This window comes from Geobacter sp., assembly GCF_027327745.1.
Lineage (GTDB): Bacteria > Desulfobacterota > Desulfuromonadia > Geobacterales > Geobacteraceae > Geobacter.
Genome location: NZ_DAHVYG010000021.1, coordinates 43,567 through 55,924 on the forward strand (window position 1 = coordinate 43,567; position 12,358 = coordinate 55,924).

11 protein-coding genes are annotated in these 12,358 nt (G+C 64.5%); 8 read left to right on the forward strand and 3 right to left on the reverse strand.

Going from position 1 to position 12,358, the window contains the following annotated elements; genetic code table 11:
- Positions 1–77: 77 nt before the first annotated feature.
- Complete coding sequence (locus tag M6689_RS03880) at positions 78–1,169, reverse strand: ATP-binding protein (RefSeq protein ID WP_298268055.1); 1,092 nt, start codon at positions 1,167–1,169, stop codon at positions 78–80.
- On the reverse strand, positions 1,166–2,140 hold the full coding sequence (gene dusB, locus M6689_RS03885; RefSeq protein WP_298268059.1) for a tRNA dihydrouridine synthase DusB: 975 nt from the start codon (positions 2,138–2,140) through the stop codon (positions 1,166–1,168). Before dusB ends, M6689_RS03880 begins: the two co-directional genes overlap by 4 nt.
- A 183-nt stretch (positions 2,141–2,323) precedes the next feature.
- Between dusB and M6689_RS03890 the strand changes: the two genes are divergently transcribed.
- A complete protein-coding gene (locus tag M6689_RS03890) occupies positions 2,324–2,563 on the forward strand; it encodes a hypothetical protein (protein WP_298268062.1) in 240 nt (79 codons plus the stop codon).
- Between the two features lie 10 nt (positions 2,564–2,573).
- Here M6689_RS03890 and M6689_RS03895 read toward each other — a convergent pair whose 3' ends face one another.
- Positions 2,574–4,235, reverse strand: coding sequence for an HD domain-containing phosphohydrolase (locus M6689_RS03895; protein WP_298268064.1), 1,662 nt, complete (start codon positions 4,233–4,235; stop codon positions 2,574–2,576).
- A gap of 177 nt (positions 4,236–4,412) precedes the next feature.
- Here M6689_RS03895 and M6689_RS03900 point away from each other — a divergent pair, with 177 nt between their 5' ends.
- From M6689_RS03900 to M6689_RS03930, 7 genes are all read left to right on the forward strand, one after another.
- The gene (locus M6689_RS03900) at positions 4,413–5,183 is read left to right on the forward strand and encodes an enoyl-ACP reductase (RefSeq protein WP_298268067.1); all 771 of its coding nucleotides are present in this window, start codon (positions 4,413–4,415) and stop codon (positions 5,181–5,183) included.
- Between the two features lie 197 nt (positions 5,184–5,380).
- Positions 5,381–6,976, forward strand: coding sequence for a GTPase HflX (gene hflX / locus M6689_RS03905; RefSeq protein ID WP_298268070.1), 1,596 nt, complete (start codon positions 5,381–5,383; stop codon positions 6,974–6,976).
- 95 nt (positions 6,977–7,071) lie between these two features.
- Positions 7,072–8,601 (forward strand): lytic transglycosylase domain-containing protein, encoded by a 1,530-nt coding sequence (locus M6689_RS03910; RefSeq protein ID WP_298268072.1) that lies wholly within the window; start codon positions 7,072–7,074, stop codon positions 8,599–8,601.
- Between the two features lie 102 nt (positions 8,602–8,703).
- Positions 8,704–9,435 (forward strand): hypothetical protein, encoded by a 732-nt coding sequence (locus M6689_RS03915; protein ID WP_298268074.1) that lies wholly within the window; start codon positions 8,704–8,706, stop codon positions 9,433–9,435.
- 75 nt (positions 9,436–9,510) lie between these two features.
- Positions 9,511–10,725 (forward strand): DUF401 family protein, encoded by a 1,215-nt coding sequence (locus M6689_RS03920; protein ID WP_298268076.1) that lies wholly within the window; start codon positions 9,511–9,513, stop codon positions 10,723–10,725.
- A 58-nt stretch (positions 10,726–10,783) separates the two neighbouring features.
- Complete coding sequence (locus M6689_RS03925) at positions 10,784–11,653, forward strand: OmpA family protein (RefSeq protein WP_298268079.1); 870 nt, start codon at positions 10,784–10,786, stop codon at positions 11,651–11,653.
- A gap of 5 nt (positions 11,654–11,658) precedes the next feature.
- Complete coding sequence (locus M6689_RS03930) at positions 11,659–12,357, forward strand: Smr/MutS family protein (RefSeq protein WP_298268081.1); 699 nt, start codon at positions 11,659–11,661, stop codon at positions 12,355–12,357.
- The last annotated feature ends 1 nt before the right edge of the window (position 12,358 follow it).

Consider the following 12,358-nt stretch of genomic DNA (forward strand, 5'->3'; position numbering starts at 1 on the left):
GGACCAGGGGCTCGGGACTGGCGACTAGTAAGTTCATGAATTTACTAGCCCCGAGTCCCCAGCCCCCAGCCCCTGATTTACTGAATCAAAGGCACCATCACCGTAAAGGTCGTTCCCTTGCCGGGGTCCGACTCCACCTTGATCATCCCTCGGTGCTCGGAAACGATCTTCTGGCAGATGGCGAGGCCGAGCCCCGTTCCCTTTGCCTTGGTGGTGAAGAACGGGGTGAAGAGCTGTTCCAGCTGCTCCTTCGGGATGCCGGGGCCGTCGTCGCTCACCTCCACGGCCACCATGCGGGAACGGCGCTCCCCCTTCTGGGTCAGGCTGTAGTCGGAGATGACGCGGCTCGTGATCCGGACGAGGCCGCCGTCATCCACCGCCTCCACTGCGTTCTTGATCAGGTTCAGGAAGAGCTGGGTCAGGAGCCCCTCGTCGACCAGGATCGGCGGGATGCTCGGGTCGAACTGCTGCAGGAAGCTGATCTTGCGCCCCTCGGTGGCCCGCTTCTGAAGGGTAACGATGTCGCCGAGGACCTTGTGGAGGTTCACCGGCGCAAGGGTCAGCCGCCGGGGCGAGGCAAGGGCCAGGAGCTCCTCCACGATCCGGTTGACCCGTTCCACTTCCCTGACCATGATCCGGACATTGTCCCGGAGCTCGCTCTCCTCCGGAAGTTCCAGGTCCAGGAGCTGGGCCGCCCCCTTGATCCCCCCCAGGGGGTTCTTGATCTCGTGGGCGAGCCCCGCCGCCAGGGTCCCGAGGGTCGAAAGCCGGTCGGCGTGGCGCACCGCGTCCTCCAGGTCCCGGATGCTCGTCAGGTCCCGCAGGATAAGGATCGTGCCGGTCATCTCGCCGCTGGCGAGCATGAGGGGGCAGGTGGTGGCGGAGACCGGCGTAAGGTGCTTGGCCTTGCGGATGACGATGTTCTCGTGGTCCGAGATGCTCATGCCGGTGGCGGCGGTCTTTTCCGCCATCTCCCGGAGGATCTCCACGTCACGGAACAGGGCCGAAAAGAGGTTTCCCTGGGCCTGGCGGCGGGATATGCCGGTGATCTCCTCCGCCGCCGGGTTCATGAGCGCGACGCGCCCTGTCGTGTCGATGACGATCACGCCGTCGCCGACGCTGTCGATGATGTTGGCGTAAAACTCCTGGGTCTTTTCTTCCTGGGTCATGGCGCCTCCGGGGTGAAGAAGCGGCGAAGCGCTTCGAGCAGGGCGCCTTTGCCCTCGATGGTGTTGATATCCTTGCGGAACCGGGCCGCGCCGGGGACCCCGTGGGAGTACCAGGAGAGGTGCTTGCGCATCTCCATCAGCGCCACCCGTTCGCCGGCCGTCTCGATGAAGAGCTCCAGGTGCCGCAGCGCCACCCGGAGCCGCTCGTCGGGCGAAGGCGTCGTCTCCCCGCGCCCCGCCAGGAGGTCGAGGGCCTGACGGAAGATCCACGGGTTGCCGAGGGCGCCCCGGGCCACCATCACTCCGTCGCAGTCGGTATCTTCCAGCATGGCGACGACGTCGGCGGCGGTGAAGAGGTCGCCGCTCCCGATGACCGGGACCCCGACGGCCCGTTTCAGTTCGGCGATATGGGTCCAGTCGGCGCGCCCCTCGAACATCTGCGAGCGGCTCCGGGGGTGGAGGGTGATGGCGTCGCATCCCTCTCCCTCGGCGATGCGGGCGATCTCCAGGAAGTTCGGTTCGCCGCAGCTCCAGCCGCTCCTGATCTTCACCGTGAGGGGGAGCCGTGTTGCCCGCCGCACGGCCCGCACGATCTCCCGGACCTTCGCCGGCTCCCGCAGCAGGGCGCTTCCGGCGCCGGTGCCGACCACCTTCTTGACCGGACACCCCATGTTGATGTCGATGAGGTCGGCGTCGGCCTCCACAAGCCGCGCCCCTTCGGCCACCGTCTCCGGCGCGTCGCCGAAAAGCTGGACGCCCAGGGGGCGGTCCGCGGCGATGCTCCGCACCAGGTCGAAGCTCTTCTGGCCGTCGCGCACGAGGCCGTTGACGCTCACCATTTCGGTGAAGCAGAGGGCGGCACCCTGTTCCCGTGCCAGGAGCCTCATGGGAAGGTTGGTGATGCCCGCCATGGGGGCGAGAACAAGATTGTTTTCCAGGGCCAGGGAGCCGATGGCAAGGGGCTTGAGCATGGTATCGCGTATCGATTGAACCGGTTGCTTAAAATTTGGGCATAGTAGCATGGGGGGTGAAAAACGCAAGAGAAATCTTCACCGCTTCGTAACCATGGAACAGGGCGGAAAAACAGGAGAATTGACTTTTGAGGCGGGGGGGATTACCCTGCGGGCGTCGATCTCGCGGAAAACGGGGGGGGTATGGAAATCTTCGGCGGTTTCATGGTGATGATGTCGATTCTCGGGCTGTTTCTGGCCGTGATCTGGTTCGTCATGCCGTTCGTGGTCTTTGCCGTGAAGGGGAGGGTGGAGCGGGCGGTCATCCTCCTGGAGTCGGTGGACCAGCGGCTCGCCCGCCTGGAGGAGCGTCTTGCCGCCGCCGAAGCGGACAGTGGAAAAGCCGGCTCCCCTTCGGACTCCCCTGCAACAGAGAGGGGATAGGTCCGCCGTCTCACTTTCCCGCCATCCTCCTCATGGCCTCCCGGACCCCCCCTTCCAGCGCATCCCCCATGGTTCGCACCACGTAGCGGCAGAAGCATTCCACCACCTGCGGATCGAAGTGACTCCCGGCGCAGGCCCGCAGCTCGGCGAGGGCTTCGCCGATGCCATACCCTTTCTTGTAGGGGCGTTCCGAGACCATGGCGTCGAAGGAGTCGGCAACCGCCACGATCCGGGCCGACAGCGGAATCTCCTCACCCTTGAGCCCGTGGGGGTAGCCGCTGCCGTCAAACCGTTCGTGGTGATGGAGAATGGCCGGCAGCACATCGCGCAACTGCTCGATGGGGGCCAGGATGGCGACCCCCTTCTCGGGGTGGGAGCGCAGCGGCGGGAACTCGTCTTCCGAGAGAATGGCCGGTTTCTCCAGGACCGCCTCGATCACCCCGATCTTGCCGATATCGTGGAGGAGCCCGCCGAGCCTGACCCGCTCCACCATCTCTTCCGGAAGCCCCATTTCGGTGGCGATGCGGGCGGAGATGCGCATGACCCGCTCGGAATGACCCTTGGTCCAGGGACTCTTAGCGTCGATGGCGTTGGCGAGGCTCGCCACGGTGTTGATGAAGAGGTTCCGCATGTCCTCGTAGAGCCGGGCGTTCTCCAGGGCCACCGCCATCTGGGAGGCGATCTTCTCAATGGTGAAGGTCTCCTGCCGCGCAAACTTCCCCGGGTCGGTGTCGCCCAGGAGAAGGACCCCCGTCACTTCGTCGCGTGCTATCAGGGGAACGGCGAGGAGCGATCTGATGCCGGTGGAGAAGAGGGTCCGGTCGACCGTCCCGAGGTTTCTGGATCTTGCCAGATAGGCAACGCAGGTGCTCTTGCCGCTTCGGCGGGCGTTCCAGGCGGCGCATCTCCCCCGGGGAAGCCGGGCACCGGCCTGCAGGGATTCGGGGACCGGAAACTCTTCGGCGCGGGAGGCCATGACCACGAGATCTCCACCTTCGGTCTGGAGGATCGATACGAACTCGCAGCGGGTGATCCGCTCGATCTGCCCGATGGCGGTCTCCATGATCCGTTCGCGGGAGAGTGACGACGATATCGCCTTGTTGATCTCGTCCAGGGTGAGGATCACGTCGATCCGCCCCGCAAGGTCGAGGGCCATGTCGAGGGATTCGTCGAAGATCTGGATGTGGGAGACCACCAGGGCGGCGTGGCCGACCAGGTCGCGGATCACGGCCACCTCCTCTTCGGAGAAGGCCGGCAGTTCGCGGGTGCGGGCAACGAATACCGCACCGATCACCTGGTTGCGGGCCACCATCGGCACGGCGAGCAGGGTCAGGTTGGCGAGAAGGGAACGGAACTGGGGGGGGATCAGTTCCGAGGTGCCGGGGTCGGTCAGGACGAGATGCTGCTTCTTGCGGAGCATCCCCTTGAGGAGGGGGATCTTGTCCGGTACCAGCGGCATCTGCCGGAAGACCGGGACGAAACGGGGGGGGAGGCCGTAACTGCGGGCCGGTGCAAAGTCCCGGCGCTCCCGGTCGAAGAAGTAGACGGCGATCCACCGGCTCTTGACAATCCTCTTGAGCAGCCGGGCGAGGCCTTTCACCACCTCGTCCACGTCGGCCAAGCCGCTCAGCCGTTCGCTTCCCTCGATGACCGCATTGAATGTGTTGATCATGACTTCACCCTTTCCCAGTTTGCCATAATACGGCCATATGTCTTGCCAAAAAAAGGTTTTTTTATTACTATCCCCAAATCCGGCCCGGCGGTGAATCTCCTCATCCCGGGCCGATTGCGGCAAGGGGTGGCAGCTGGTGCGGGGGATGCGTGCCTAAGATTTTCAGGAGGAATGTGAATGGGGTTATTGGATGGCAAGAAGGCGATAATTTTCGGGATCGCCAATGAGAAAAGCATCGCGTGGGCCATTGCCCAGGCGTTTCATCGCGAGGGAGCGGAGCTGGCGGTCACCTATGCCAACGACACGGTGGCCAAGCGGGTCTTCCCCCTGGCCGAGGCTGTCGGGGCGAAGCTCGTGCTCCCCTGCGACGTACGAAACGACGACGATCTGAAGCAGGTGTTCGCCGAGGTGGAGAAGGCGTGGGGGGGGCTCGACATCCTCGTCCACTCGGTCGCCTTCGCCAACAAGGAGGAGCTCAAGGGCTCTTTCCTCAACACAACCCGCGAGGGGTTCTCCCTGGCCATGGACATCAGCGCCTACTCCCTGATCGCCATGATGAAGGAAGCCTACCCCCTCATGAAGGGACGCGATGCGAGCGTCCTGGCGCTCACCTACTATGGCGGCCAGAAGGTGTTTCCGAACTACAACGTCATGGGGGTGGCGAAGGCGGCCCTCGAGATGAGCGTCCGTTATCTGGCGGAATCGGTCGGGTGCGACGGCATCCGCGTGAACGCCGTTTCCGCCGGGCCGCTGAAGACCCTGGCGTCGGCGGGGGTGGGCGGTTTCAACCAGATCGCCGGCTACGTGGAGCAGAAGGCCCCGCTGCGCCGAAACATCACCCAGGACGAGGTGGCGGGCTCCGCGCTCTATCTCGCAAGCTCGCTCTCAAGCGGCGTCACCGGCGAGATCCACTTCGTCGACAGCGGCTACAACATCATCGGGCTGTAGGAAAACCGGGACCAGGGACCGGGGACCGGTAAGGTTCGGACAAGGCACGAACTGTCCGGACGGGCGGAGAACTGGATATCAAACAACTGCACGGCAACCTCATCGGGCTCAAACCGAGCCAGACGGCCGCCCTGGAGCGACTCTACCGGCGCCGCGTCCCCCCCGACGAACTCATCACCCCTGAGCTCGCGGGACGGATGGTGGAGCTCTCCCGGGAGATCCGGCGGCAGATCGGCGTCCTCGTCGACCGCCACGGGGCCGTGGAATACGTGATCGTCGGCGACGAGAAGGGGCTCTTCATCCCCGAGCTCTCCGACTACCCCCTGGGGCGCCGGCTCCTGCGGGGGCTGCGCTTCATCCATACCCACCTGAAGGGGGAGTCCTTCTCGGAGGACGACCTGACCGACCTGGCGCTGCTGCGCTTCGACATCATGGCGATCATCCAGATGCACCCGGACGACCGCCGTCTCTCGATTCAGACCGCCGCCCTCGTCCCGGATGACCATACCGGCCATCCGTACCGGGTGGAGCCGTCCCAGCCCCTCGCCCCGTTCCGGATGGACTTCGGCTCCTTCGTCTCCTCCCTCGAACAGTCCCTCGAAACCGCGGTCTCCACCGAGGCGCGGGAGGTGAAGGGTGGAGGGGAGCGGGCGATCCTCATCTCGGTCACCAAGCAGGCGCGGGAGGAGGCGGAGGACTCCCTGGAGGAGCTGAAGGAGCTCGCCCGGACCGCCGGCGTCGCCGTCCTCGATACGGTCATTCAGCGCCCCCGGCAGTTCAACCCCCGCTACCTGATGGGGGAGGGGAAGATGCGGGAGGTGGTGATCCGGGCGCTCCAGCTCGGGGCAACGCTCCTCGTCTTCGACCAGGAGCTTCTTCCCGCCCAGGTCCGCTCCATCTCGGAGATGACGGAACTCAAGGTCATCGACCGCAGCCAGCTGATCCTCGACATCTTCGCCCGCAGGGCAACGAGCCTCGACGGCAAGGTGCAGGTGGAGCTCGCCCAGCTGAAGTACATCCTCCCCCGGCTCACGGGGCGCGGGGTGCAGATGTCGCGTCTCATGGGGGGGATCGGCGGCCGTGGTCCCGGGGAGACGAAGCTGGAGATCGACCGGCGGCGGATCCGCGACCGGATCGCCAAGCTGGAGCGGGAGCTCGACGAGCTTTCCCGCGGGCGTCAGCAGCGGCGCCAGCGGCGGGTCAGGGCGGGGCTTCCCATCGTCTCCATCGTCGGGTACACCAATGCCGGCAAGTCGACGTTGCTAAACGCCCTGACGCAGAGCGAGGTCTTCACCGAAAACCTCCTCTTCGCCACCCTCGACACCTCGACCCGCCGGCTCCGTTTCCCCCGGGAGCGGGAGGTGATCATCACCGACACGGTGGGGTTCATCCGCTCGCTCCCCAAGTCGCTCATGGGGGCCTTCAAGGCGACCCTGGAGGAGCTGCAGGACGCCGATCTGCTCCTCCATCTCGTCGACTGCTCCAATCCCCGGCTCGAAGAGCAGATCCACCAGGTGGAGACCATCCTCGGGGAGCTGAAGCTCGCCGACAAGCCGCGCCTCGTGGTCTTCAACAAGGCCGACCTCCTTCCGGAGCTGAAGCGGAAAAACCCCCTCGCCCACATGAAAGTGCGCCAGCTTGCCCGGCGCCATGGGGCCATCGAGGTCTCGGCCCGGGAACCGGCGACCCTCGATCCTCTGCTGCGGGAGATGGAAAACCGCTTCTGGGCGGGGGAGACGGCGCCCTGGGAGCCCCTTCCGGAGGATACCGGCGAACCGCCGGATACCCCCTGACCTTGACAGCCTCCCCCGATTTCTCTATACTGCGGCTTCCGTCCGGCACCGACTTCCCACATCCGGCCACCGGCCATGCGCGGAAGGTTCCCTCCATGAAAAATGCGCTTCTTCTGATCATCATAACGATTGCACTCTCCACCCCTGCCTTTGCCTCCGAAGCCCAGCTCGCGCCGCTCAGGGAGCTGGCAGCGGCCGGTGCCGGCTCCGCGCTCCCCGATCTTGCCGGGATCGTGCCGAAAGGGGAGAAGGGGCGCATCCGCGTCGCCTCGCTGGCGGACGAGTCCAAGCCGCGGGCGATCCCCGACTCCACCGCTTCGGAGCTTGTATCCTCCGATCTCCTGAACGATGTTGCCGACGAATTCGAGTTGAAGCTTCCGGAGCAAGAGCTTCCCGACTCCGACATCCCCCTCACCCTCAACAGCAAGGTCGAGTATTTCATCAGCTATTTCCAGACGGTGGGGCGCAAGGCGTTCACCCGCTGGCTCTCCCGCTCCGAGCGCTACGTTCCGATGATGCGGGAGGTGCTCAGCAAGAATGGGCTCCCCGAGGATCTCGTCTACCTGGCTATGATCGAAAGCGGGTTCACCCCCCGCGCCGTGTCGGTGGCCAATGCCGTGGGCCCCTGGCAGTTCATATCGGGAACCGGCAAGCGTTACTCGCTCAGGATCGACCCGTGGATCGACGAGCGCCGCGATCCCCTCAAGTCGACGGTGGCGGCCGCCATGTACCTGAAGGAGCTCTACGCACTCTTCAACAACAACTGGTACCTGGCGGCAGCCGGTTACAACGCCGGTGAGAACAAGATCCTGCGGGCCATAGACATGTACAACACCCGCGATTTCTGGGAGCTCTCCAAGGGATCGTACCTCAAGCGCGAAACGAAGGATTACGTGCCGAAGCTCCTGGCTGCGGCCATTATCGCCAAGGAGCCGACCAAATACGGTTTCGCCGACGTGGCGTACCTCCCCCCCGTCGAGTTCGAGACGGTCACGATTCCGTCGCGCACCGACCTGGAGGTCGTAGCTAAACTGTGCGGTGTGAGCCACCACTCCCTGAAGGAGCTGAATCCGGAGCTGCGGCGCTGGTGCACCCCTCCCGATTACCCCGATTATGAGCTCAAGGTCCCCAAGGGGACGAAGAAACTCTTCGAGGAGGGGTACGCCAAAATCTCCGAGGACCAGCGTTACCGGGAGAGGATCGTTTACGCCCGCCACCGGGTCAGGAAGAGGGAGACCCTCGCGGCGATCGCGCGTCGTTACGGGACCACCGCCCAGGCCCTGGCGGAGGTGAACAGGATCCCGGTCGGGAAGAAACTCCGGAAGCGGACGATCCTCGTGCCGGTTCCGGCAGCCCCCGGAGAGCAGGAGGCGGTGAGGGTCGCCAGGGCCGCCCCCCCGCGCAAGGAGAGCTCCCGGGAGTTCCACAAGTACTACACCGTGAAGAGGGGAGACACCATCACCTCCCTTGCGAAGCGGTTCAACATCTCCTCCCGCATCCTGGCGGCGTGGAACAACCTGAAGGGAAAACTGGCGCTTCGTCCCGGCAAGCGTATCATCGTCGCCAAGTACGTCGAGAAAAGGGGGGCGATGGTTCCCGTGCCGAACGGGGACGAGAACGGCTAGCCGCTCCGCCGTCCCGGAATACCCCCCATGCCGGCTACGCCCTTCGCCCGACGGGAACACGATTCACCTTGAGCCGACTGAAACGAAAGGAACACCGATACCATGTATAACTTCCTGATCTCCGGCGGCATCGCCCTCGCCGCCATCCTTGTCATCATCCTTTCCGCAGGCGCTTCCTCCTGGTGGTGGGCAATCCTCGTCGGCATCGTCCTCTTCGGGGGATCGTTCCTGCTAATCTCCCGCATCATCATGAAGAAGGTCCTGGAGGTGATGGAGACCGCAAACCGTGACCTCCAGGCGCAGCGCGTGGAGAAGTCGATCCGCGAGCTGAAGGAAGCGTTCCGTTACGCCAAGTGGCAGATGTACGTCGGGGGACAGATCAACGCCCAGATCGGCATGATCTACTATCTCAAGCGCGATTTCAGCAACGCCTTCCCGTACCTGGAGAAATCGTTCAACAAGAACTGGGTCGCCATGGGGATGCTCGCCATCACCTACATGAAGCGCAACAAGCGCGACAAGATGAAGGAGACCTTCGAGAAGGCGGTGCAGTGGAGCCCGAAGGAGTCGCTCCTCTGGGCGCTCTACGCCTACTGCTGGACCGAGTGCGAGGACTTCGGGCAGGCCAGGGATGTCCTGGAGCGGGGTCTCAAGAAACTCCCCGGGGACGAGAAGCTGAAGGCGAACCTCGAATCGCTCCAGGCCTCGAAGAAGATGAAGATGAAGGTGTACGGCGACATGTGGCTGCAGTTCCACCTGGAGCGCCAGAGCGTTGTCATGAAGCAGCAGGCCGCCGCCATGGGCGGCATGAAGCGGCGGATCGTCCGGAAGTAGGCGCAGGGGGCTGCACAGGGGACTTACGGGAGAAAGGGACGGCGCCGTCCCTTTTTTCGTTGGTGCGGGGAGTGGATGGCAGATCTCCTGAAAACACTCACCGTCCTCGCCGTGGTGGTCTGGCTGCTGCGGCGCAGGATCTATCTCGGGACGGTCATGGCCGCCGGGTCCCTCCTGCTGGCCCTCCTCTACCTGACGCCGCCGCTGCGCTTTCTCTCCGGCGTCTGGAGCGCCCTGGCCTCCCCCAAATCGCTGGAGATGACCGCCACCCTTGTCTTCACCATGATCATGGAGAATATCCTCCGCACCACGGGGACCCTGAAGCGGATGGTGGAGAGCCTCTCGGAGCTCCTCCCCGACGCCCGCCTCGTCATGGCGGCCATGCCGGCCATGATCGGGATGCTCCCTTCCCCCGGGGGGGCGGTGTTTTCCGCCCCGATGGTCCACGAGGCGTCGGCCCGCCTCTCGCTCCCCGCCGACCAGAAGGCGATGATCAACTACTGGTACCGGCACATCTGGGAGTACGTCTCCCCCCTCTACCCCGGCATCATCCTCGTGGCCGGCCTCTGCCACATCCCCTACCAGAGGATCGTCCTTGCGAACGCCCCCTTTGCCCTGTCGGTGGTTTTCTGGGGGGCGTTCTTCTGCTTCGCCGGCATCGGGGCGGCGCCGGCCACAGCGGGAAAGGGGACCGGCAGGGGACGGGCGCTTCGGACGTTCCTGGCAACCATCGCCCCGATCATGACGACGCTCGTCCTCGTGGTGATGTTCCGGGTGAACCCGGTGATCGCCATGGGGGGCGTCACGCTCCTCCTCTACGCCGGGCACCGCTATGCGCCGGCGGCAATCCTGACGTCGCTGCGGGAGAGCGTGTCGCTCAAGGCGCTCTTTCTCGTCTTCGGGATCATGATCTTCCAGGAGACCCTCCGGGTGACGGGGGCGCTGGACGGCGTCTCCCGTTTCTTTGCCGCCAGCGGCCTCCCGGTGCTTCTCATCATCACCGTCATCCCGTTTCTGGCCGGCCTCATGACCGGCCTCACCATCGCCTTCGTCGGCATTACCTTCCCGATCCTCATGCCGCTCATGGGGGGGGATCCCCCGTCGCTCGGGCTCCTCTCCCTTGCCTTCGGGAGCGGTTTCGCCGGGGTGATGCTCTCGCCGGTCCACCTCTGCCTGGTGCTGACCCGGGAGTACTTCGGCGCCGACATGACGAGGGTCTACCATCGCCTCTGGATTCCCCAGGCCCTCGTGCTTGCGGCGGCGGCGGTGCCGGTGTATATTTTCTCGTAGCCGACGGTTCGCGAAACTGCACGGTTTGCGACATTCTTCGGGATCAAGGAGGATTTTAATGTTGAAACGTCTAACTTCAGCACTGCTCGTCGCGTGCGTCTCTTTCGCCCTTTCCGGCTGTCTCGTCAAGCAGAGCACCTATCTGAAAAAGGCGGAGGAGGCCGATACACTTTCAAAGGATCTTTCGTCGCTCCAGGAGAAATATCAGGCCCTCTCCGCCGAGAACGCCTCGCTGAAGACGCAGCTGGCGAAGCTGACCGACGAGGCGGCGGGGGTTGCGAAGGAAAAGGAGAAGCTTGCCGCCGACAACAGGGAGCTGGAGAAGGTCCTGAAGGCCAAGTCCGACAGTCTCTCCCAGACGATATCCGACCTGCGGCAGAAGGTTGCCGACCTGGAGGAGGAGAACGGGCGCCTCAAGTCCGAGATCGCGGCGACCCAGAAGGCGAAGGAGGAAAAGGTCAAGGAGGTAAGCAAGACCTACGAGGATCTCCTCGACAAGATGAAGAGCGAGATATCCCAGGGGCAGGTCACCATCTCCGAGCTCAAGGGGAAGCTTACGGTCAACATGGTCGACGCCATCCTCTTCGATTCCGGCAGGGCCGAGGTGAAGCCGGAGGGGCTCCAGGTCCTCCAGAAGGTGGTCGACATCCTCAAGGATGTGAAGGACAAGGCGATCCGGATCGAGGGGCACACCGACAACGTCCAGATCGTCGGCAACCTGACGAAGAAGTTCCCGACCAACTGGGAGCTCTCGGCGGCCCGGGCCATCAACGTCACCCGTTTCCTCCAGAGCCGGGGGATTGATCCCCATGTCCTCGCGGCGGTGGCCTACGGCGAGTTCAAGCCGGTGGCCGACAACTCCACCGAGGAGGGAAAGGCCAGGAATCGACGGATCGAGATCATCCTCGTCCCGAAGGAAGCCCCCTAGACGTCATGAAGAAAAAAACCGACAAAACCGAAAAGCCCGGGAAGAAGGGAGAGGATTTTCGCAGCACCCCCTTTTCGACCCTGAAGGGGTTCCGGGCCGAGCCGTCCCGCCGGGAGGAGCCGAAGAAAGAACCCGTTTCACCCCCTCCTGCTCCGGAACCTGACGATGCCGCCCTGTTTCTCCGGGCGGTGAGCGGCGCGAAGCCGCTTGCTCCCCGGGCATCCGCCCCCCCGAAGAAGGAGACCTCGCGGCCGGCCCCGGCGCCCGCCGTCGACGAAGGGGAGCAGCAGGAATTTCTAGCCGCGCTCAAGAAGCTCAAGCTCGACGTCTCGTTCCGCGAGGGGGTTCCCGCCGCCGGCGGGCCTGTGCGGCCGCTGCCGGTGAATCGCCTGCGCGAGCTGAAGAAGGGGACGATCCGGATCGTCAGGGAGCTCGATCTCCACGGTCTGACGCGGGACGAGGCGCTGCAGGCGCTGGAGCGCTTCGTTGCCGGCGCCCACCGCCATGGGGAGAAGGCTGTGCTCATCATCACCGGCAAGGGGAACAACTCCCCCGGCGAGCCGGTGCTGCAGGGGGCGGTGGTCGGCTGGCTCCGGGAGAAGGGGAAGGGGATGGTGGCCGAATTCGCCCCCGCACCCAGCGACCTGGGAGGAAGCGGGGCGCTGGTGGTATTCCTGAGACGCCCCGCCCGGAAGGAAGGATAAT